Annotated in this window: 21 protein-coding genes; 13 read left to right on the top strand and 8 right to left on the bottom strand. The window is 76.5% G+C overall.

Annotation, left to right across the window (positions count from 1 at the left end; all coding sequences use genetic code 11):
- Positions 1-116 precede the first annotated feature (116 nt).
- Both ACH436_RS12690 and ACH436_RS12695 read left to right on the top strand, forming a co-directional pair.
- Positions 117-509 (top strand): MerR family transcriptional regulator, encoded by a 393-nt coding sequence (locus tag ACH436_RS12690; RefSeq protein ID WP_430560554.1) that lies wholly within the window; start codon positions 117-119, stop codon positions 507-509.
- 43 nt (positions 510-552) lie between these two features.
- A complete protein-coding gene (locus ACH436_RS12695; protein WP_430560555.1) occupies positions 553-1803 on the top strand; it encodes an MFS transporter in 1251 nt (416 codons plus the stop codon).
- Here the strand turns inward: ACH436_RS12695 and ACH436_RS12700 are convergent.
- The 5 genes from ACH436_RS12700 to ACH436_RS12720 form a co-directional block, all read right to left on the bottom strand.
- The gene (locus tag ACH436_RS12700; RefSeq protein ID WP_430560556.1) at positions 1755-3122 is read right to left on the bottom strand and encodes an MFS transporter; all 1368 of its coding nucleotides are present in this window, start codon (positions 3120-3122) and stop codon (positions 1755-1757) included. The two genes, ACH436_RS12695 and ACH436_RS12700, sit on opposite strands and share 49 nt — an antisense overlap.
- On the bottom strand, positions 3119-4075 hold the full coding sequence (locus tag ACH436_RS12705; RefSeq protein ID WP_430560557.1) for a ChbG/HpnK family deacetylase: 957 nt from the start codon (positions 4073-4075) through the stop codon (positions 3119-3121). Before ACH436_RS12705 ends, ACH436_RS12700 begins: the two co-directional genes overlap by 4 nt.
- A complete protein-coding gene (locus ACH436_RS12710; protein ID WP_430560558.1) occupies positions 4072-5241 on the bottom strand; it encodes an ROK family protein in 1170 nt (389 codons plus the stop codon). Before ACH436_RS12710 ends, ACH436_RS12705 begins: the two co-directional genes overlap by 4 nt.
- 127 nt (positions 5242-5368) lie before the next feature.
- Positions 5369-6166, bottom strand: a complete 798-nt coding sequence (locus ACH436_RS12715) for a glycosyltransferase family 2 protein (RefSeq protein WP_430561016.1) — start codon at positions 6164-6166, stop codon at positions 5369-5371.
- 367 nt (positions 6167-6533) lie between these two features.
- Positions 6534-7367, bottom strand: coding sequence for a DUF5926 family protein (locus ACH436_RS12720; RefSeq protein ID WP_430560559.1), 834 nt, complete (start codon positions 7365-7367; stop codon positions 6534-6536).
- A 225-nt stretch (positions 7368-7592) separates the two neighbouring features.
- Here ACH436_RS12720 and ACH436_RS12725 point away from each other — a divergent pair, with 225 nt between their 5' ends.
- The 4 genes from ACH436_RS12725 (at position 7593) to ACH436_RS12740 (ending at position 10730) form a co-directional block, all read left to right on the top strand.
- Positions 7593-9017 carry a CoA transferase gene (locus ACH436_RS12725; protein ID WP_430560560.1) on the top strand — a complete coding sequence of 475 codons (1425 nt, stop codon included), beginning with the start codon at positions 7593-7595 and terminating at the stop codon, positions 9015-9017.
- A gap of 110 nt (positions 9018-9127) precedes the next feature.
- A complete protein-coding gene (locus ACH436_RS12730) occupies positions 9128-9721 on the top strand; it encodes a sulfite oxidase-like oxidoreductase (RefSeq protein ID WP_430560561.1) in 594 nt (197 codons plus the stop codon).
- Entirely contained in the window at positions 9718-10440 is a 723-nt protein-coding gene (locus ACH436_RS12735; RefSeq protein WP_430560562.1) for an FAD-binding oxidoreductase, read from the top strand. The genes ACH436_RS12730 and ACH436_RS12735 overlap by 4 nt, the downstream gene beginning before the upstream one ends.
- The gene (locus ACH436_RS12740; protein ID WP_430560563.1) at positions 10440-10730 is read left to right on the top strand and encodes a DUF6510 family protein; all 291 of its coding nucleotides are present in this window, start codon (positions 10440-10442) and stop codon (positions 10728-10730) included. Before ACH436_RS12735 ends, ACH436_RS12740 begins: the two co-directional genes overlap by 1 nt.
- 25 nt (positions 10731-10755) lie before the next feature.
- Here the strand turns inward: ACH436_RS12740 and ACH436_RS12745 are convergent, their stop codons facing one another.
- From ACH436_RS12745 to ACH436_RS12755, 3 genes are all read right to left on the bottom strand, one after another.
- A complete protein-coding gene (locus tag ACH436_RS12745) occupies positions 10756-11706 on the bottom strand; it encodes a Ppx/GppA phosphatase family protein (protein WP_430560564.1) in 951 nt (316 codons plus the stop codon).
- Positions 11707-11814: 108 nt separating this feature from the next.
- Complete coding sequence (locus ACH436_RS12750; protein ID WP_430560565.1) at positions 11815-12189, bottom strand: SHOCT domain-containing protein; 375 nt, start codon at positions 12187-12189, stop codon at positions 11815-11817.
- Positions 12190-12375: 186 nt separating this feature from the next.
- A complete protein-coding gene (locus tag ACH436_RS12755; protein WP_430560566.1) occupies positions 12376-13785 on the bottom strand; it encodes a glutamyl-tRNA reductase in 1410 nt (469 codons plus the stop codon).
- A 49-nt stretch (positions 13786-13834) separates the two neighbouring features.
- On the opposite strand from ACH436_RS12755, the gene hemE reads away from it, so the two are divergent.
- The 7 genes from hemE (at position 13835) to ACH436_RS12790 (ending at position 21662) form a co-directional block, all read left to right on the top strand.
- Positions 13835-14992: a uroporphyrinogen decarboxylase gene (hemE, locus tag ACH436_RS12760; protein WP_430560567.1), complete on the top strand. Its 1158-nt coding sequence runs from the start codon at positions 13835-13837 to the stop codon at positions 14990-14992.
- A 17-nt stretch (positions 14993-15009) separates the two neighbouring features.
- Complete coding sequence (locus tag ACH436_RS12765; RefSeq protein WP_430560568.1) at positions 15010-16560, top strand: protoporphyrinogen/coproporphyrinogen oxidase; 1551 nt, start codon at positions 15010-15012, stop codon at positions 16558-16560.
- A gap of 230 nt (positions 16561-16790) precedes the next feature.
- On the top strand, positions 16791-17879 hold the full coding sequence (hemC, locus tag ACH436_RS12770) for a hydroxymethylbilane synthase (protein WP_430560569.1): 1089 nt from the start codon (positions 16791-16793) through the stop codon (positions 17877-17879).
- Entirely contained in the window at positions 17876-18727 is an 852-nt protein-coding gene (locus tag ACH436_RS12775; protein ID WP_430560570.1) for a uroporphyrinogen-III synthase, read from the top strand. Before hemC ends, ACH436_RS12775 begins: the two co-directional genes overlap by 4 nt.
- A 56-nt stretch (positions 18728-18783) precedes the next feature.
- Complete coding sequence (hemB, locus tag ACH436_RS12780) at positions 18784-19749, top strand: porphobilinogen synthase (RefSeq protein WP_430561017.1); 966 nt, start codon at positions 18784-18786, stop codon at positions 19747-19749.
- Positions 19750-19751: 2 nt separating this feature from the next.
- Positions 19752-21086 (top strand): glutamate-1-semialdehyde 2,1-aminomutase, encoded by a 1335-nt coding sequence (gene hemL / locus ACH436_RS12785; RefSeq protein WP_430560571.1) that lies wholly within the window; start codon positions 19752-19754, stop codon positions 21084-21086.
- An 18-nt stretch (positions 21087-21104) separates the two neighbouring features.
- Positions 21105-21662 carry a cysteine hydrolase family protein gene (locus ACH436_RS12790; protein ID WP_430560572.1) on the top strand — a complete coding sequence of 186 codons (558 nt, stop codon included), beginning with the start codon at positions 21105-21107 and terminating at the stop codon, positions 21660-21662.
- Positions 21663-21699 lie beyond the last annotated feature (37 nt).

Genomic DNA, 21699 nt, shown 5'->3' on the forward strand with positions numbered 1-21699 from the left:
GGTGGATGGACACGCGGGTGTGCCCCGACGGCCGCCGGAAACTCTACCCTCACGTGAGGGTAGGGTTCCACCTCGTGCCGCCCGGGGACCCGGCGGCATCGGTCAGACTGGTGCCCATGGCCGAGCCCTCCCCCGACGCGACCCTGCACATCGGCGCGGTCGCGACCCGCACCGAGCTGTCGCTGCGCACCCTGCGCCACTACGACGAGGTGGGGCTGGTGCGCCCGTCGGCGCGCAGCGAGGGCGGGTTCCGCCTCTACACCGAGGACGACGTCGAGCGGCTGCTGCTCGTGCGTCGCATGAAGCCGCTGGGCTTCACCCTCGAGGAGATGGCGGAGCTGCTGGAGATCACCGACGCGCTCGAGGCGGGAACCCTCGACGGCGCCGGGGCCGGCGACGCCCGGACCCGCCTGGACGGCTACCGCGCCGCCGCCGAGGAGCGCCGGGCGGGGCTCGCACGCAAGCTCGCCATGGCGGACGAGTTCATCGAGCTGCTCCGCTCGCGCTGACCGCCCCGCACCGCCCCTCCCCAGAAAGGCTCTCCGCGCCGCCGTGTACTCGCTCCTCCTGTCGATCATCTACGTCGCCTTCGTCAGCCTCGGGCTCCCCGACTCCCTCGTGGGGGCGGGCTGGCCCGTCATGCACGCCGACCTCGGCGTCCCCGTCGCCTTCGCCGGCATCATCACGATGATCATCGCCAGCGGCACGATCCTCTCCAGCCTCGCGTCCGAGCGGGTGACGAAGCGGTTCGGCGCGGGCGTCGTCACCGCCGTCAGCGTCGGGCTGACCGCGGCCGCCCTCGTGGGCTTCTCCGTCTCGGGCTCGTTCTGGCTGCTCTGCCTGTGGGCGATCCCCTACGGGCTGGGGGCCGGCGCGGTCGACGCGGCGCTCAACAACTACGTGGCCCTGCACTACGCGGCACGGCACATGAACTGGCTGCACAGCTTCTGGGGTCTCGGCGCGTCCATCAGCCCGTTCATCATGAGCTACGCCCTCACCTCGGGCCTGGACTGGACCGGCGCCTACCGGATCGTCGGCGTCACCCAGGCGGTGCTGACGGCGGTGCTGATCCTCAGCATCCCGCTGTGGGGGAAGGTGCGCCCGACCCCCGCGGCGGCGCACGCCGACGACGACGCGCCGTCGGACGGCGGTCGTGCGCACGTGCCGCTCGCGACGGCGCTGCGGATCCCCGGCGTCCTGCTCGTCCTGGCCGCCTTCTTCGCCTACTGCGCGCTCGAGAGCACCGCCATCCTGTGGGCCTCGACGTACCTCGTCGCCGACCGCGGGGTCGACTCCGCCACCGCGGCGGCGTTCGCCTCCCTCTTCCTCCTCGGCATCACGGCCGGGCGGTTCCTCGCGGGCTTCTTCGCCGACCGCGTCGGTGACAAGCGGCTGATCCGCGGCGGCTTCGTGGTGGTCGGCCTCGGCGTCGTGCTGATCGCGCTGCCCGTCGCCACGCCGGTGCCCGCCCTGGTCGGGCTCGTGGTCGCGGGGCTCGGGTGCGCGCCGATCTACCCGGCGATCATCCACTCCACGCCGGCCAACTTCGGCGCCCGCAGCTCCCAGGCCGTCATCGGGATCCAGATGGCGGCGGCCTACACCGGCTCGACGCTCGCGCCGCCCGCCTACGGCGTGCTCTCGGCCTGGGCGGGCGCGTGGGTCTTCCCGCTCTTCCTCGGCGTGCTCGTGGTGCTCGGGCTGCTCATGTCCGAACGCCTCAACCGGCTCGTCGCCCGGCGGGGCGCCGGCGCGCCTCAGGGCGTGCCGGCGGAGGCGCTCGGCGCCGCGGAGCGCAAGGGGTAGAGCCAGAAGCAGACGAACGCGAGGGCCGCGAGGGCCACCGGCACGCCGCCGATGAGCAGGCGGATGCCCGTGGCCACCTCCGGCACCTGCGTGGCCGCACCCTCGACGTACCCGCTCGCGGCGAGCACCCCCGCCACGACCACGGCCTGCACCACCACCGAGCCGCGCACGACGAAGCCGTTCGCGCCGAAGTACATGCCCTCCCGGCGCAGGCCGGTGCGGCGCTCGTCGTCGTCGATCACCTGGCCGAGGGCCACCTCCAGCACCTGCATGAGCCCGGCGACGCCGAGGCCGACGGCCAGCCCCGCCGCCGCGGCGCCGAGCACGGTCGTGGGCAGCAGGTACAGGCACGTGGCGAGCCCGTAGACCGCGACGACGGCGAGCATCGTGGTGCGCGGCCCGAACCGGCGCACCACCCACGACCACCCCCAGATCGCCGGGATGGCGGCCACGAAGATCGGCGCCAGCAGCAGCGTCGCGTCGGCGTCGGCGCCGCCCACGGTGTACTTCACGTAGAACGGGATGCCGGCCAGCAGCACCGCCGTGGTGCTCTGCAGCAGCAGCGAGCCGAGCACGTAGGTGACGAACGCGCGGTTGGCGAACGTGTAGCGGAGCTGGTCGCGCAGGCCGACGGCGGACTCGCGCGCCCGCGTCGCGTCGTCGGCGTCCCGCTCCACCATGCCGAGCAGCGACCAGGCGAAGAACGCGGCGCACACCACGGCCAGCGCCACGCCCATCCCCGCCCAGCCGATCGCGTCGTACAGCAGGGGCGCGCCCGCGGTGCCGAGGATCATCCCCACCAGCGCGAAGAGCTGCCGCGGGCTGTTGCCGCGCGCCCGCTCCGCCGTCGTGCGGAAGATCTCCGGGAACAGCGCGGACACGTTGAGCACGACAGCGACGTACGCGACGTCGAACACCGCCACCACGAGCAGGAACCACACCACCAGCCCGGCCGCGGGCAGGGACGGCGGCGCCCACACGAGCGCGAAAGACACGACCAGCGGCACGATCCCCAGCACGATCCACGGCACCCGACGGCCCCAGCGCGTGCGCCGCCGGTCGGAGGCCGCGCCCACCACCGGGTTGAGGACGGCGTTGAGGATGCCGTGCGCCACCATCGCGCCCGCGACCCACCCGGCGGGCACGCCCAGGTGGTCGACGTAGAAGAACACGACGAACGCCGAGAACGTCTGGAGCATGAGGTTCGCCGGGAACGCCGACGCCCCGTAGGCGACGGCCTGGCCCCGGGTGGGCGCCCCCTCGAGGCGCCGGTCGCGCAGCCGCGCGAGCACGCCCGGCCCGGTCACGGTGGCGCTCACCGCTCGCCCCGCTGCACGGCACGCAGGTCCCGCCACCCCACGCGGACCAGCCCCTCCGCCGCGATCACGGCGGCCACGTCCGGGTCGCGCAGCAGGCGCTCCTCGTAGCCGCGCTTGGGCGCCCCGTAGTCGACCGCGTCGGCGAGCTCGTCGCCCGGGAGCATCGGGTGCAGGAAGATCTCCGTGACGCCGGGCTGCGTGGCCCGCAGCAGGTCGAGGAACCCGGCCTTCACCGCGTCGTAGTCCTCCGCGCCGTCGGTCCCCTCCCCCGCCAGCTCGAACGGGTGCGTCCACAGCCGGTCGAGGATGACGACGCCCGCCGCGTCGGCGGCCGACGTCGCCGCGTCGAGGATCTCCTGGGCCCCGGGCGCCTCCGGGTCCGCGCCCATCGCCCGGAGCCCGTCGAGCGAGCGCGGCAGCCGGAACGGCAGCCCTCGCGCGGCCGCCAGCCCGAGGACCTGCGGCAGGAACGTCCGCCCGGTCGCCAGGCCGTAGACCGAGCCCATGTGGTTGTCCAGGTGGGTGACGTCGACGCCCGCGGCGAGCGCGGCGTCGAGCTGGGCCGCGAGCTCGGCCGCGACGTCCTCGTCCCGCGCGTCCCGCTCGACCGCGTCCACCGCGGCGGGGAAGTACCCGGCGTCGTCCACCAGCGACGTGCCCACGCCGGTCAGCGGCCGCCACCGGTACCGCGTCCACTCGCTGGTGAGCACCAGGTGCACACCGACGTCCAGCCCGGGGTCGGCCGCCGCCGTGGCGAGGGCGTCCGGCGCCCACGGGCACGGCACCATCACCGTGGACGAGTCCAGGAACCCCTCGGCCAGCAGCGGCAGGATCGCGCGGTTGGCGGCGCGACACATGCCCAGGTCGTCCGCGTTGAGGATGATCGCGCGGGCGCCGGGGTCGAGGCCGAGGCGGGTGACGAGGTCGGACGGCGGCGCGTCGGCCGCGCTCACCGCCGCGCCCCGTCGACCGTCGCCGCGCCGTCCGCCGCGGCCTGGTCCGCGAGCCGGGCGCGCAGCGCCTCGCCCGCCGCCCAGGCGGCGCCCAGCACCGCGCCGTCCGCGCCGAGCGGCGACGCCTCGATCTGCACGGGCAGGACGCCGATGCGGTCGCGCAGGTAGGCGGCGACGCGGTCGTGGATCGCGGGCCGCGCAGCCTCGTCGGCGAGGACGAAGGCCTCCGGGTCCAGCACGATCGCCAGCGACGCCACGATGACGGCCACCCGGCGCGCCAGCTCCGCCACGACCTCGTCCGCGACGCCGTCGCCGTGCTCGGCACGGTCGATCAGCTCACGGACGGTGATGTCCTCCGGCAGGTCGTGGTCCTTCGCCAGCGTGGCGATCGCGGCGTCTCCCAGCACCTGCTCGCCCAGCGCGTGCCCCGGCTGCGGCAGGAAGGCCACCTCGCCCGCGATGCCCGCGGCCCCGCGGTGCACCCGGCCCTCCAGCACGATGCCGGCGCCGAAGCCCTCCCCGAACGAGACCGTCACGAACGACGACCGCCCGTGCCCGGCCCCGCGGTGCAGCTCCGCCACGGCGGCGAGGTTCACGTCGTTGTCCAGCGTCACGGGGCAGCCGAGGGCGTCCACCAGCGCGTCGTGCAGCGCCGTCCCGCCCTTCTCGTAGCCGGGCACGTGCAGCACCGTCGTGCGGTCGGCGCCGACGACGGCGGGGAACGCGACGACGGCACGGCTCACCTCGACCCGACGGCCCGGCTCGAGGCGCGCCTCCACGTCCTCCCGGCAGGAGTTCGCCAGCACCGCCGCGGCCCGCGCGCGCGCCACCGGGGTGCGCTGCACGTCGCGCCGCTCGGCGCGCGCCCGGACGGCCCCGGTCGCGTCCACCAGCGCCACGCGCACCCGGTCGCGGGCGACGTCAACGCCCAGCCCGAACGCGGTGTCGGGGTCCACCCGGACCCCGCCCTCGGCACCGTCGTCCGCGGCGGCCCCGCTCGCCCGGAGCGCGGCGAGGGCGTCCACGACGGTCGCGCGAGGCAGGCCGGTCGCCTCGGCCGCGGAGGCGTCGTCGGCCGGGCCTCCGGCCACCAGGGCGTCGAGCACCTCGAGCACGTCGGACCCGCGCAGCGGGCCAGGGGTTCCGGTGTGAGGAGTGGTGGGCATCGAGCCTCCGTCGGGGCGGGATGGGACGCTGTTGTCCCGGCGCTGCGAGCCTAGCCACGCCCCCGCGACGTTGTCGACGCGACGTGTCGGCGCTGCTCAGACGCCAGATCGACCCTCGGTGCCCGGGTCAGGACTGCGCGTTCTCGTGCGAGCGCCCGATCCCGCGGACCGCGTCGACCGCCCCGCGCACGCGGCGCGCGTTGACCGCGAGCACGACGTCGCGGTACTGGCCGGCCCGGTGCAGCTGGCCCTTGAGGTCGTTCGACGACGCCCGGTGCTTGAGGTCGCACGGCACCTCGACGGCCACGTACCCCTGCCGCAACAGGTCGATCGTCATGCCCGTCTCGACGCCCCAGCCGTGCGCCAGCGGCGTCGCCGCCTCGAACGCCTCGCGGGTGAGGCAGCGCATGCCCGACAGCGGCTGGCTCGGGCTCCACCCCGTGAGGTGCTGGATGGCGCGCCGCGCCGTGCCGACGACGATGCCGCGACCGCCGGCCCCGGTCTGCTTCGGCAGCAGGGCGATCGCGAGGTCGGCCACGCCCTCGCGCACGGGGGCCACGAGAGGGGCGGTGTTGACGGCCGTGTCGCCGAGGTCGCCGTCCACGAACAGCAGGAGGCGCGGGGCGCGCCCGTCCGCGTCGCGCATGGCGACGACGGCCGCGCCGGTCTCCATCGCGGCCGCCTTGCCCCGGTTGTGCGAGTGGCGCACGACGACGGCGCCCGCGTCGCGCGCGACGTGCTGCGTGTCGTCGGTCGAGCCGTCGTCGACCACGAGCACGAGGTCGACGTGCGGGATCGCGCGGGCGGAGCGCACCGTCGCCGCGATGCGGGCCGCCTCGTCCTTCGCGGGGATGATCACCGCGACGCGCTGCGGGTTGCGCCTCCCCTGGGCGGCCGGCGGCCGCGGGGTCTTGGCGACCGGCAGCGCGCCGACGCGCGTCGTCACGACGCTGCTCTCGCCGCCGGCGACCGAGTTCCGCTCGCCGGCCTCGTCCTGGCTGGTGGACACCTCAGCGCCCGTGCGGGTCGCCCCGTGGTCCGTGTTCACGACTCCCTGCCTGTTTGGGTCTCTCGCCCGTCTCGGCCGGCGGCTCGCCGGCGTGCTGTGCGGTGCCCCCTTGGGGGAATCACCGGGGATCAGAAGCGCAATCTTTCCCTGAGAAACTGTACTCCCCCGGTACGCCCGACATCGGGTCAAGAAACGGTGTCGACCGGGACGGTCCGTGAAGATCGTGCGGAGCCCGCGACGCCGCGGGTGCCGCCGGCGGCCGGGGCCGCCGGGCGGCGCCGCGTCAGCGCAGCGTCACCTGTCGGGAGACGATACCGGCCCGGGCGCGTCGCTCGTTCGCGTCCAGCGGCTCGGAGACCGCGAGCGCCTCGTCGAGCTTGCGCGCGAGCTCCGCCACCGGCTCCTCCAGCTCGTCCGCCTCCGTGCCGCGCGGCAGCTCCCACACCGGGACGACGAGCCCGCAGGCCCGGAACATCCCGAGGAACTTGCCGCCCACCAGGCCGGACTCGCGGCGGGCGTGCAGCCGCGCGATCGCGTCGACCACGGCGTCCTCGTCCTCGGTGCGCGCCCAGCGCAGGAACTCGCGCGACATCCGGCACCAGTAGGCCGCAGGCACCGACGCCAGCTTCACCGTCGGGATCGACGCCTCCGCCGCCTCGTCGAGCGACTCGCGGATCTCGTCCGTCATCTCGGTGCCGGCGTCGATCCAGTAGTCGTAGCCGTCGTGCACCGTCACCTCGAACGCGACGTCGAGGTCCAGCACGTCCTGGAGGCGCGGGTCGTCGTCCGCCGGGGCGGGCAGCTCCTCGGGCAGCACGCCCGTGCCGGGCTCCGCAGCGATCCCTGCGAGGAGCGCCGCCGCCAGGTCGCGGCTCAGGTCGTCGGACGCGCCCAGCCCCTGCAGGGCGAGCAGCACCGTGCCGTCCTCGCGGTGCAGCACGCACCAGCCGCCGGGCAGCACGGTCGTGACGACGACGTCGCGCCCGCCGTGGTCGGCCGTGGTCCGCGCCGTCGCCGTGGCGGACGGGACCACCTCGCGCAGCGCGACCCAGTCCGCCTCCCCGGGAAGACCCTCGAACGGACGCAGGACAGGGGCGGTCGCAGAGCTCTTGGCCATGCCCGCGATCCTATCGGCCCGACGTCCTCCGCCCCCCCGCCGAGGTAGTTCCGAACGTGCCGAGGTAGTTCGAGACTCCGCGAGGTAGTTCGAGACTCCGCGAGGTAGTGCGGGTCGGACTACCTCGGCAGGATCGGAACTACCTCGGCGCGTGCGGAACTACCTCGGCGGGTGCAGGACTACCTCGGCGGGTTCGGAACTACCTCGCGTGGGTACGGTGACGGGATGGAGCCGTGGCGTCGTCTCGTGGCGGACTACCGGACGGGTCTGGGCGACGCCGCCCTGCCCGACGCCGGCCCGCAGCGCGACGCCCGAACCCACTACGCCCTGCCGCCGGACGCCCTGCCGCAGGACGCCCTGCCGCCGGACGACGCGCACGGGGCCTGGCTCGCCGCCACGCTGCCGGTGCTGGACCTGGCGCTGGGGTCGGTCGCTGCCCTCTGCTCGGCCGCGGTACGCGCCGGGGCCACGGGGCCGCTGGTGGAGCGCGGCCCCTCCCCGGAGCGGGTCGCCGCGTCGTTCGGCTCGGACCGGCTGCTGCGGCTCGACGGCCGACCGGTGCCGGGCTTCGCACCGTTGTCGGGGTTCTTCCGCACCCGCGACGGCTGGGTGCGCACGCACGCCAACTACCCGCACCACCGGGCCCGGCTGCTGCACCTGCTCGGCCTGCCCGACGGCACCGGACGTGACGACCTCGCGGCGCGCCTGGCAGACGTCTCTGCCACCGAGCTGGAGGACGACGCCGCCGCCCGGGGCGCGATCGTCGTCCGCGTGCGCTCCGAGACCGAGTGGCGCGAGTCCGCCCCCGGCAGGGCCGCCCACGCGGGGCCGCTGGTCCGGCTCGGCCCCCGCGACGACGTCGCCCGCCCTCCGTCCGCGCCGGCGGGCGGCGCCGCCCCGCTCGCGGGGGTGCGCGTGCTCGACCTCACGCGGGTGATCGCCGGGCCGGTCGCCACCCGGGCGCTGGCCTCGCTGGGGGCCGACGTGCTGCGGGTCGACCCGCCCGCGCCCGCCGAGATCCGGCACCAGCACCTCGACGTCGGGCAGGGCAAGCGCACCACCCTGCTCGACCTGCGCGGCGCGGGCGACCGCGAGCGCGCGCAGGCGCTGCTGGACGGGGCCGACGTGCTGGTCACCGGCTACCGCCCCGGCGCTCTCGACCCGTTCGGGCTGCGCCCGCCGCCCGGCGCCGTCGTCGCGCACGTGTCCGCGTGGGGCGACGACGGGCCCTGGGCGCCCCGGCGCGGCTTCGACTCGATCGTGCAGGCGGCGTCGGGCATCGCGCTGGTCGAGTCGCCCGACGGCGTCACCCCGGGCGCGCTGCCCGCGCAGGCGCTCGACCACGCCACCGGCTACCTGCTCGCCGCGGGGGTGGTGGACGCGCTCGCCGCCCGTGGCGCCGACGGCCGGGGGCGCGACGTCTCGGCGGCGCTGGCCCGCACCGCGGCGTGGCTGCTCGATGCCCCCGCGGACGAGCGCGACCCCGGGCACCCGGCGCCCACCACCCCGGGGCCGGGGACGGTCGTGAGCCACGGCCGCCGTCCGCGCGTCACGACGGCGCGGCCCGCGCTGCCGGGCCACGACGACCACCCGGCACCCGCCCACCCGTGGGGCGCCGACCACGCGGCCTGGGCGACGCCGCCCGGGTGAGAGTCGCCGGCAGGGGGCACGGCCAGGTGCGAGGCGCGCGCTCCTCTGGTCTGATCGGACCTGTCCCCGGAGCGCTCCGCCCGGGAGGGCTGCGGCGAGAGGGGTCTCTGATGGCGGTCGTGACGCGGGGGTTCGGGGGCCGGCGCCCGGAACCGGAGCACGAGATCCCACCGGGGCAGTTCGTCACGGACGACTTCCCCGTGCTGTCGGCCGGCCCGACGCCGAACGTGGACGAGTCGCGCTGGGAGCTCACCGTCCGCACGGAGACGGGCGAGGGGGTGTCCTGGACGTGGGAGGAGCTCCAGGCGCTGCCCGCCGAGGACGTCGTCACCGACATCCACTGCGTGACGCACTGGTCGAAGCTCGGCACCACGTGGCGCGGCGTCTCGGTGGACACGCTCCTGGCCGACGTGGAGACGAGCGCCGAGTTCGTCATGGCGCGCTCCTACGGCGGGTACACGACGAACCTGCCGCTGCAGGACCTGCTCGACGGGCAGGCGTGGGTGGCGTTCGAGTTCGAGGGCGAGCCTCTGGAGCCGGTGCACGGCGGGCCGGCGCGCCTGCTGGTGCCGCACCTGTACTTCTGGAAGAGCGCCAAGTGGCTGCGGGGCCTGGACCTCATGGACGACGAGGACCTGGGCTTCTGGGAGCAGAACGGGTACCACGCCTACGGCGACCCCTGGCTCGAGCAGCGGTACGCGTGAGCCGGCACGTGACCTGGCACATCGCGACGATCGTCGGGGCGCGGCCCCTGACCTCCACGGCTCGGGCGCTGACGCTGTCGGTGCCGGGGTTCGCCGGCGCGCTGCCCGGCCAGCACGTCGACGTGCGGCTGACGGCACCCGACGGCTACCAGGCCACCCGCGCCTACTCGCTCGCCGAGACCGGTCACGACGAGCGCGTCGACCTCGTCGTGGACGAGGTGCCCGACGGCGAGGTGTCGCCCTACCTGACCCACGACGCCCGGCCGGGCGACCAGCTCGAGGTCCGCGGCCCGCTCGGCGGCTACTTCGTGTGGCACGACGCCGACACCACCCCGGTGCTGCTCGTCGCGGGCGGCTCCGGCGTCGTGCCCTTCCTCGCGATGCTGCGCGCCCGCCGCAGCACGGGTCGTCGGGCACCGTTCCGCCTCGTGTGCTCCGTGCGCACGCCCGCCGACGCCATCGAGCGCGGAGAGGTCGACACCCCCGACCGCGGGTTCGACGTGCGCTGGGTCTTCACGCGCGAGGCCCCGCCGGGATGGCCGACGCCGCCGCGCCGGATCACGACCGACGACCTCGTGGCCCCCGGCTTCGGGCCGGACGACGGCACGGACGTCTTCGTCTGCGGCCCCACCGGTTTCGTGGAGGCGGCGGCCGGCCTGCTGACCGACCTCGGGCACCCGCCCGACCGGGTCCGCACCGAGCGATTCGGAGGTGCCTGATGTCGTCCCCCGAGCCGACCGCCCCGGGCGGGCCCGTCCTCGACGGGTCGGCCCTGGCCGGCGCGCTGAGCGAGGTCTACGCCTTCGAGACCACGCGCGCCGTCGTGCGCTGCGCGAGCTGCGGGCACACCGACGTCCTCGCCCGCACCACCGTGCACCTGTCCGCCATGGGCGGAGTCGTGCGCTGCGCGACGTGCGCCGCCGTGCTGCTCGTCGTCGTCGAGCGCCCCGACGGCGTCCGCGTGTCGGCGTCCGGCGCGGCCTGGGTCCAGGCGCCGCCCGGCTATTGAGCCCGTCAGCGCGGCGGTCAGTGCCTCACAGGTGGTCGAGCCACTGCAGCACGGCGCCCTCGCGCAGCGCCCACGGGCAGATCTCGACCTCGTCGACGCCGAGGGCGCGCATGGTCTCCTCCGCCACGACCGCCCCGCCGACGATCTGGTACGTGCGCTCGGGCGTCACGCCGGGCAGCGCGGTGCGGCCCTCGGCGGTGAGGCGGGCCAGCCGCGGCACCCAGTCCGCGAGCTGGGGCAGGCGCAGCCGCCAGCGGTCGTCCGGGCCGACGGCCTCCACCTGCATGCCGGCCAGCCGCGCGAGCGAGCGGAACGTCTTCGACGTCGCGACCACGTGGTCGGGTGCGGGCACGGTGGCCAGCCGGTCGACGACGGGCGCCAGCAGCGCGCGGGCGTGCACGCGCAGGGCCTGGACCTGGTCGGGCGGGGGCGGGTCGTCGGGCAGGTACTCGCGCGTCGTGCGGCCGGCGCCGAGCGGCACGGACGCGGCGAGGTCCGGCTCCTCGTCGACGCCGGACGCGATCTCCAGCGAGCCGCCGCCGATGTCGAGCACCAGGAGCCGGCCGGCCGCCCACCCGTGCCAGCGGCGGGCGGCGAGGAACGTGAGCCGGGCCTCGTCCTCGCCCGACAGCACGACCACCTCGCGACCCACGCGCCCGGCGATCTCCGCGAGCACCGCGGCGCCGTTCGCGGCGTCCCGCAGCGCGGAGGTCGCCATCGGCAGCAGCTCGTCGACGGCGGACTCGCGGGCGAGCTCCATGACGTCGTCGACGGCGGCCAGGATCGTGCGCCGCCCCTCGTCCGTGACCGCGCCGTCGGCGTCGAGGTACCGCATGAGCCGCACCGTGATCTTGCGCTCCGCGTGCGGCACCGGCCGCACGCCGTACCGCGCGTCCAGCACGAGCAGGTGCACCGTGTTGGAGCCGATGTCGATCACTCCGAGGCGGGGCGCGGAGGCCCGGGCTGCGCTGCTCATGGCAGCCGAGCGTAGCGGCGGCGTCGGGCGCCGTACCCGCCCCACGCACGACGACGCCCGGTCCCGCGGGGCGGGGCCGGGCGTCGTGGGCCGCTCAGCGGCCGACGATCAGGAGAGCGCCTTCGCCTTGAGGCGCTCGTACTCCTCCGGCGTGATGGTGCCCTCGTCGAGCAGTTTCTTCGCCGACGCGATGTGGTCGGCGGGGCTCCCCGCGACCTCTCGGATGTAGGCGTCCGTGCCGGCCTTGGCCTCCTTCACCGCCGAGAGCTGGCGCTCCGACATCCCCCGGCCACGGGCGATGAGGTAGACCAGCGCCGTGATCATCGGGACGAAGATCAGGAAGACGACCCAGACGGCCTTCCACCAGCCGGAGAGCTCCCGGTCGCGGAAGAGGTCCGTGAGGATCTGGAAGAGCACGATCAGGTAGGCCACGAACAGGAAGATCCAGACCAGGTACCAGAAGAAGTCCCAGAACGTTTCCATGCTCAGCGCGTCCTTTCGAAGGCGGATCCCACACCGTCGACGGCCGACCGGGGCGGCCAGGTGCCCGCTTTCGGGACGCTAGTCCCGACATGCCGGAAGCGCGCGCCGAAACGGGGTGATCTCGCCGCCGACCCGGCGAACCGGGCCCTGCGGGAGGTTCGCGACAGTCGCGGGGCTCAGCCGCGCTCAGCCTCGCTCGGCGGCGCGCTCGGCGTCCTCGACGAGCTCCTCGGCACCCGCCACGACGGCGGCCTCCTCGGCCCGCGCCCGTGCCAGCGCGTCGGCGCGCACGGCCACGATCTCGTCGTGCAGGGCGGCGTGCACCCGCTTGCGGACGTCGCGCGCGATCGCGTCGACGTCGGCCTCGTCGGGGGTCTCGCCCCGGGCGGTGAGCTCGACGGCGAGGCGGTCGACCGCGGCGTCGACCTCGCGCCGCACCTGCTCCTCCGCGGCATCGAACAGGGCCACGACGGCGGCGTCCGCGGCGCGGCCCAGGCGGGTCTCCTCGAAGTCCGCGGCCGCGTCGTCCACGATCCGGCGCGCCCGGTCGACGACGTCCGCGGCGGTGGCCGGGGCGTGCGCCTTGAGCGTGCCCAGGTCGTACAGCAGCACGCCCTCGACGTCCGCGACCCGCGGGTCGACGTCGCGGTGCAGCGCCAGGTCGAGCACCACGAGGGGGCGGGGCTCCGGCTCGTCGCCCGCGGCGGCGGCGGCCCGCTCGCGCGAGCGCACCACGGCGGCGGCGTCGAGCACGTACTCCAGGGACGCCTCGGCCCGACCGTCCACGACCCCGGCGCCGGGCCGGCGTCCGCGCGCGCCCGAGCACGACACCACGAGGTCGGCGTCGGCCAGCGCCTCGACCAGGTCCGGCGCGGCCTGCACGCCGTGCCCCTCCGCGAAGACCTCCGCGCGGCCGGAGCGCGAGTACACCCGCACGTCGTCGCAGCCGCGGGCCCGCAGCGCCGCCACGGACGCCCCCGCGTACGAGCCCGTGCCGATGAGCACCGCCCGCACGCCGCGCCACGACCCGTCCTGCTCGAGGTCCCGGCCGCCGACGTCCCGGCCGGCGAGGTCCAGCCCGAGCGACACGACGGACCGCCCGGCGGCGCCGAGCTCCGTGTGCGTCCCGACGCGCTTGGACGTGCGCGACGCCGTCTGGAACAGCAGCTCGAGGGTCTTGGACGTCGTGCCGTCCGCGCGGGCCTCGGCGAGGGCGCGCTTGACCTGCCCGGCGATCTCCCGCTCCCCCACGACCATCGAGTCCAGGCCGGCGGCCACGGTGAACAGGTGCGAGGTGACCTCCGGGCCGGTGCGGACCGTGAACGAGTCGGCCGCGACGTCCTCGGACACCCCGGAGCCCGCGGCGACCAGGGCTGCCACGTGCCGCGTCGCGTGGCGGACGGCGTCGCCGTGCACCGGCGCGTCGACGTCCAGGTAGAGCTCGAAGCGGTTGCACGTGGAGATCACGACGGAGCCCTGCACGGGCCCGCACGACCCCACGGCGACGCGCCCGACGGAGCCGGACCCGGTGGACAGCCGCTCGAGCGCGTCCAGGTCCAGCTCGCGGTGCGAGGCGGTCAGGGAGAGGAGTACCACAGTGGCTCCACTTTAAGAGGGCGGAACAAGCGGGGCAGAATCGTGAACCGTGACATCCCCCACGATCCCGGCCGAGACACCTTCGGCGCCGACCCAGCTGCCCGCCGACCACCCGCTGGTCGACGGCCGGACGACGCGCGCCCCGCTGGTGCGTGCCCTGCGGGGCGACCGTCCGGACGTGACCCCCGTGTGGTTCATGCGACAGGCGGGCCGCTCCCTGCCCGAGTACCGCGAGGTCCGTCAGGGGGTAGGGATGCTCGACGCCTGCCTCCGGCCACCGCTCGCCGCGGAAATCACCCTCCAGCCCGTGCGCCGCCACCAGGTGGACGCCGCCGTCTTCTTCAGCGACATCGTCGTGCCGCTGCGGCTCGCGGGCGTCGACGTCGACATCAAGCCCGGCGTCGGGCCCGTCATGGACCATCCGTACCGCACGGCCGAGGACGTCGCCCGCCTCACGTCGCGCACGCTCGACGACGGCGCGCTCGCGCCGATCGCGGAGGCCGTGCGCCTCACCGTCGCCGAGCTCGGCGACGTGCCGCTGCTCGGGTTCGGCGGTGCGCCGTTCACGCTCGCCGCCTACCTGGTCGAGGGCAGGCCGTCGCGCGACCACCTCGCCGCGCGCACCCTCATGCACGCCGACCCGGAGACGTGGGCCCGCCTCACCGCCTGGACCGCCGACCTCACCGGCCGCTTCCTGCGCACGCAGGTGCTCGCGGGCGCGTCCGCGGTCCAGCTCTTCGACTCCTGGGCCGGCTCCCTGGCCCTGGCGGACTACACGGCGCACGTCGCGCCGTCGTCCACGGCCGCGCTCGCACACGTCGCGGACCTGCGCGCGCCTGGCGCCGACGGCGAGGGCCTCCCGGCCATCCACTTCGGCACCGGCACCGGGCACCTGCTGCCCGCGCTGCGTGACGTGCTCGACGCCGCCGGCGTCGCGTACCCCGCCGTCGGCGTCGACTACCGCACGCCGCTCGACGAGGCAGCCGCCCTGCTGGCCGACCACCCGCGCGGCGCCGTCCCCGTGCAGGGCAACATCGACCCCGCCCTGCTGGGCGCACCGTGGCCGGTGCTCGAGGCGCACGTGCGCGACGTCGTCGCCCGCGGTGCCGGGGCCCCCGGGCACGTGGTCAACCTGGGCCACGGCGTGCCGCCGGACACCGACCCCACCGTGCTGACGCGCGTCGTCGAGCTGGTGCACGCGTTGTGAACCCACCCGCCGCCCACGTGCCGCCCCTCCCGCCGCTCGGCGCCCCCGTCGACGCGTCCGCCGGACGGCCCGCGCGGCCGCCCGAGCACGTCGACGCCGTGGTCGTCGGCGGCGGGATCGGCGGGCTCGTCGCGGCCCGCACCCTGGTGCACCGCGGCCTGCAGGTGGTGCTGCTCGAGGCGTCCGACCGCGTGGGCGGTCCCGTGCGCGGCGGGGCGTTCGGCTCGCTGCCGGTGCGGCTCGACCTCGGCGCCGAGTCGTTCGCGGCACGCGGCACCGCGGTCACGGACCTGGCGGAGGAGCTCGGGCTGGACGTCGTGAGTCCGGCGGGGCTGTCCGCCTGGGGGTACGCGGCCGGCCACGCCTTCCCGCTGCCGAAGGCGGGCGTGCTCGGCATCCCCTCGGTGCCGTGGGCGCCTGACGTGCGGCGCGCGATCGGCTGGCCCGGGGTCGTGCGGGCGACCCTCGACCGGGTGCTGCCACGGTTCGTCGCGGACACCACCGACCTGGGGACCCTGGTGCGGTCCCGGCTCGGGCGGCGCGTGGCCGACCGGCTCGTCGCCCCGGTCGCCACCGGGGTGCACTCCGCGCCGCTCGACCGCCTCGACGTCGCCGCCGTCGCGCCCGGCCTGCTCGACGCGTTCGCCCGCACCGCGTCGCTGTCCCGCGCCGTCGCGGAGCTGCGGGCCGCCGCTCCCGCCGGGTCCGCCGTGCGCGGGATCGACGGCGGCATCCACGCCATCGTCGAGGCGCTCACCGGCGAGGTCGCCGCGAGCGCCGAGGAGTTCGCCGACTCCCCGCGCACCGACGCGACCGGCCCCATCCACGCCGCGGTGCGCGTGGGCCGGCAGGTCGACGGCGTGCAGCGGGTCGGCGCGGACTGGCAGGTCACCACGACCGTCGGCGACACCGTGCGCGCCCCGCGGCTGGTCGTGACGACGCCGCTCGTCGCGCCGCTGCTGGCGCCCTGGGTCACCGGGCCGGGCGGGGCCGAGGCGGGCGCGGTGCCCGTGCCGACGCCGGAGACCGGCGCGGACATCTGGCTCGCGACGCTCCTGGTCGACGCGCCCGAGCTCGACGACGCCCCGCGCGGCTCCGGGCTGCTCGTCGCGCCCGACGCCGAGGGCACGGGGTCGGGCACGGGGTCGGGCACGGGCACGGGGTCCGGGCGGACGACCGGGGTGCGCGCCAAGGCCCTCACCCACGCCACGGCGAAGTGGCCGTGGCTGGCCGACCGGGTGCGCGCGGTGGCAGGGCCGGGGGTGCACGTGGTGCGGCTGTCGTACGGGCGGATCGGCACCCCGACCGAGGTGCCGACGGTCGAGGAGGTCGCGCGCGACGCGTCCGCCCTGCTCGGCGTCGACCTCACCGACCGCGTGCGCGACCACCTGCTGCAGCGCTGGGACGGCGCCCTGCCCCCGCCGACCCCCGCCTACCGGGCGCAGGTCGCCGCGTTCAGCGCCGCCGTCGGGCACACACCCGGGCTGGCGGTGACGGGCGGCTGGGTCGCCGGGACCGGTCTCGCCGCGATCGTCGCCCACGCGCAGGCCGCCGTCGCCGCCCTCTGACCCGCGACCTGTCAGGATGCGCGCGCGGTATCCCGGGCGCCGGCCCTGACAGGTCGCCCGCGCCCCCGGGCTGTCAGGACCCGCGCGCGGTATCCCCGGCGTGCATCCAGACGGCGGTGGTGACGCATCGTCGTGACCCCGCGTCAGGACGTCGGGAAGAACCGTGTGAGATCGACCTCCCGGCCCGCCGGAGTTGTCCACGGGCCGCACCGCTGCGCGACACTGGACCCGTGAGCACCCCCGAGACCGCCCCCGCCCCGCTGCGCCTCGGCACCCGCGGCAGCGCCCTCGCGACGACGCAGTCGGGCCTGGTCGCGCGCCGGCTGGAGGAGCTGCTGGGACGGCCGGTCGAGCTGGTGCGCATCCGCACCGAGGGCGACGTGAAGACCGGCTCGCTGGCGTCCCTGGGCGGCACCGGCGTGTTCGTCACCGCGCTGCGCGAGGCGCTGCTCGACGGTCGCTGCGACGTCGCCGTGCACTCGCTCAAGGACCTGCCCACGGCCCAGCCGGCCGAGCTCACGATCGTCACCCCCGAGCGCGAGGACCCGCGCGACGCCCTGTGCGCCCGCGACGGCCTCACCCTCGACACGCTGCCGCGCGGCGCCCGCGTCGGCACCGGGTCCCCGCGCCGGGCCGCGCAGGTGCAGGCCGCGCGCCCCGACGTCGAGCTGGTGGACATCCGCGGCAACGTCGAGACCCGGCTGGCCCGCGCGCTCGGCCCGGACGCCGACCTCGACGCCGTGGTGCTCGCGCTCGCGGGCCTGTCGCGGCTGGGCCGCACCGAGGTGGTCACGCAGGCCCTCGACCCGGCCGTGGTCGCGCCCGCCCCCGGCCAGGGCGCCCTCGCCGTCGAGGCCCGCACCGCCGACCTGGCGCCCGGCACGCCCCTCGCGGACGCGTTCGCCGCGCTCGACCACCGCCCGACGCGGCTCGCCGTGCTGGCGGAGCGCGCGGTGCTCGCGCGGCTCGAGGCCGGGTGCGCGGCACCCGTCGGCGCGCACGCCCGCGTCGAGGCCGGCGAGCTGCAGCTCACCGCGGTCGTCGCCCGCGTCGACGGGACGGAGCAGCTCACGCACAGCGCGTCCGCCGCGCTCGCCGCGGACCACGTCCCCCTCGATCACCTCGCGCAGGACGACGCCGCGACCGCCCTGGGCGTCCGCGTGGCCGAGGCGCTGCTCGCCGACGGCGCGGCCCGCCTCGCACCGCTGGTGGGCGGGGCCGGCGAGCCGCGCACCGGCGAGGCGGAGGAGGTCGCGCCGCGGTCCGACGTCGAGCCCCTGCACACCCCCACCGGCACCGACGACCCGGAGGGCGCGTGACCGGCGAGGACGCGTCCCGCGAGAGCACGGCCCCGGCCCGGTCGGTGCTGGTGGCCCGGGCGCCCCGGCGCGCCGCCGCGCTCGCCGAGCGCCTGCGCGACCTGGGCCTGGAGGTCGTCGTCGCGCCCGTGATCGAGCGCGCCCCGGCGGACGACCTCGCACCGCTCGACGACGCCGTCCGCGGCCTGGCCCGGGGGGCGTTCGTCTGGGCGGTCGTGACCAGCGTCAACGCCGTCGACGCCCTCGTCGACGCCGCCGCCCGGACCGGCACGAGCCTCCCGGAGGCCCGCGTCCGCTGGGCATCCGTCGGGCCCGCGACCACCCGTGCGCTCGCGGCGGCAGGCGTCACGACCGACCTCGTGCCCCAGGACGACGCCACCGCCGCCGGGCTGGTCGCGGCGTTCCCCGACCCGGCCGTCACCGACCCGGAGACGCCGGCCGTGCTGCTGCCGCTCGGGGACCTCGCCCGCCCGACGCTCGACGAGGGCCTCGCCGACCGCGGCTGGGTGCCGCACGTCGTGACCGCGTACCGCACGGTGCACCACGACCTGCCCGCCGACGTCGCGGACCGCGCCCGGGGCGGCGGCTTCGACGTCGTCGTCGTCTCGTCCGGCTCGGTGGCGCGGGAGATCGCCGACCAGGCGGGCACGGGCACCCCCGTCGTCGCCATCGGCACGCCGTCGGCCGACGCCGCCCGCGAGGCCGGCCTGCGGGTCGCGGCCGTCGCGGCACGCCCCACGGACGACGCGCTCGCCGCGGCGGTCGCCGCCGCCCTCGACCTCCCCCTCCGCACCGGCCCCGCCGACCCGACGGCGACGGCCCCCACCTCCACGAAGGAGCACCCGTGAGCACCTCGGGCACCGGCATCGTGTACCGACCGCGCCGCCTGCGCACCACCCCCCGCATGCGGCGCCTGGCCGCCGAGACCCGCCTGCACGCGGCGGACCTCGTGCTGCCGCTGTTCGTCAAGGAGGGGCTGGCCGAGCCCGCCCCCATCACCTCGATGCCCGGGCAGGTCCAGCACACCGAGGCCACGCTGGCGGACGCCGTCGCGGACGCCGCCCGCGCGGGCCTGGGCGGCGTGATGCTGTTCGGCATCCCCGCCGAGCGCGACGCCACCGGCACCGCCGGCGACGCCCCGGACGGCATCCTGCAGCGCGGCATCCGCATCGCGCGCGAGGCCGTCGCCGCCGTGGAGGCGGAGGGGGCGTCGGGCGCGGCCGGGCGCCCGGGCCCCGTCGTCATGGCCGACACGTGCCTGGACGAGTTCACCGACCACGGCCACTGCGGCGTGCTCGCCGCCGACGGCACCGTGGACAACGACGCGACGCTCGAGCGGTACGCGGCGATGGCGGTGGCGCAGGCCCGCGCGGGCGCGGAGGTCGTGGCGCCGTCCGGGATGATGGACGGCCAGGTGGCCGTGATCCGCGACGCGCTCGACGACGCCGGGTTCGAGCAGGTGAGCATCCTCGCCTACAGCGCCAAGTATGCGAGCGCGTTCTACGGCCCGTTCCGCGAGGCCGTCGACAGCGCCCTCCAGGGCGACCGCCGGACCTACCAGATGGACGCCGCCAACGCCCGCGAGGGCCTGCGCGAGGCGGACCTCGACCTCGCCGAGGGCGCGGACATGGTCATGGTGAAGCCCGCCGGCACGTCGCTCGACGTGCTGCGCGGCGTCGCCGACCGCTCCGACGTCCCGGTCGCGGCGTACCAGGTCAGCGGCGAGTACGCGATGATCGAGGCCGCCGCCGCCCAGGGCTGGATCGACCGCAAGGGCGCCGTGCTCGAGTCCGTCCTGGCGATCAAGCGCGCCGGCGCCGACGTCGTCCTCACCTACTGGGCCAACGAGATCGCGGAGTGGATCAAGTGACCATGACGACCGACAACCATGCCGCGTTCCTGCGCGCGCAGGCCGCCATCCCCGGCGGCGTGAACTCCCCCGTGCGGGCGTACGGCTCGGTGGGCGGCGACCCGCGGTTCCTCGCGAGCGCGCGCGGCCCGTACGTGACCGACGTCGCCGGGCGCGACTACGTCGACCTGGTGTGCTCCTGGGGGCCGGCACTGCTGGGGCACGCCCACCCGGAGGTCGTCGCGGCCGTGCAGGACGCCGCCGCGCGCGGCCTGTCGTTCGGCGCGCCCACCGTGGCCGAGGTGGAGCTCGCGGAGGAGATCCGCCGCCGGGTGCCCGTCGCGGAGCGGGTGCGGCTCGTGTCCACGGGCACCGAGGCGACGATGACGGCGGTCCGGCTGGCGCGCGGCGTCACGGGGCGGCCGCTCGTCGTGAAGTTCGCCGGCTGCTATCACGGCCACGTCGACGCGCTGCTGGCGGAGGCCGGGTCGGGCGTCGCGACGCTCGCCATGCCGGGCACCGCCGGGGTCACGGAGGCGTCCGCGGCCGAGACGCTCGTGCTGCCGTACAACGACCTCGCCGCCGTGGAGGCCGCGTTCGCCCAGCACGGCTCGCGCATCGCCGCCGTCATCACCGAGGCGAGCCCCGCCAACATGGGCGTCGTGCCGCCGGCCGAGGGCTTCAACGAGGGGCTGCGCCGCATCACGCGCGCGCACGGCGCCCTGTTCGTCATGGACGAGGTGCTCACCGGCTTCCGCGTCGGCCCGTCCGGCTGGTGTGGCCTGGAGAACACGCGCCTCCGGGGCGAGGGCGGCGAGGGGTACACCCCCGACCTGATCACCTTCGGCAAGGTCGTGGGCGGCGGGATGCCGGTGGCGGGCCTGGGCGGCCCGGCGTCGATCATGGACCAGCTCGCCCCGACCGGGCCGGTCTACCAGGCGGGCACGCTGTCCGGGAACCCCGTCGCCGTCGCGGCCGGCCTCACCACGCTGCGCCTCGCCGACGACGCCGTCTACGCGCGCGTCGACGCCGTCGCGGACACGATCGCCACCGCCCTGAGCGAGGCCCTGTCCGCCGAGGGCGTGGAGCACCGCGTGCAGCGCGCCGGCTCCCTGTTCTCGACGTTCTTCGGCCCGTTCGCGGCCGCCGAGGGCGTGCGCGACTACGCGCAGGCCCAGGCGCAGGAGGCGTACCGCTACCGGGCCCTGTTCCACGCGCTGCTCGACGCCGGCGTCAACCTGCCGCCGTCCGTCTTCGAGGCGTGGTTCGTCTCCGCCGCGCACGACGACGCCGCCGTGAACCGCATCCTCGACGCCCTGCCCGCCGGCGCCCGCGCCGCCGCCGCGGCGACCGCCTGACCGCCGGTGGCCTCGAACGTGACGCCCCGGACCACCGGGGCCGAGCGGACCGTGCTGCTGGTGATCGACCTGCAGGTCGGGGTGCTCGACGGGTGCCTCGACGCCGACGGTGTCGTGCGCCGCACGGCGGCCCTCGTGGACCGCGCGCGGCGCGAGGGCACCCCGGTGGTCTGGGTGCAGGACCACGGCGGCCTCCCCGAGGGCTCCCCCGGCTGGCAGCTCGCGGCGCCGCTCGAGCGCGCGCCCGGAGAGCCGCTGGTGCGCAAGACCTACCGCGACTCGTTCGCGGACACCGACCTCGCAGAGGTCCTGGGCGAGCTCGGCGCGACCCGGCTCGTCGTGGCCGGCGCGCAGTCGGACTACTGCATCCGGACCACGACGCAGGCCGCCGCGGCCCGCGGCCTCGACGTCACGCTGGTGAGCGACGCCCACACCACGACGGACGCCGAGTGGGAGGGCGTCGTCGTGCCCGCCGAGCACATCGTGGCGCACACGACCATGTACTTCTCCGGGCTGCGCTACCCCGGCCGCGCCTACGGCGTCGCCGCGCACGACACCGTCGACCTGCACGCCTGACGCGAGGCCTCTGACGCGAGGCCCGTCGTGACCGTGG

Source organism: Isoptericola sp. NPDC019693, assembly GCF_044389085.1.
Taxonomy (GTDB): domain Bacteria; phylum Actinomycetota; class Actinomycetes; order Actinomycetales; family Cellulomonadaceae; genus Isoptericola.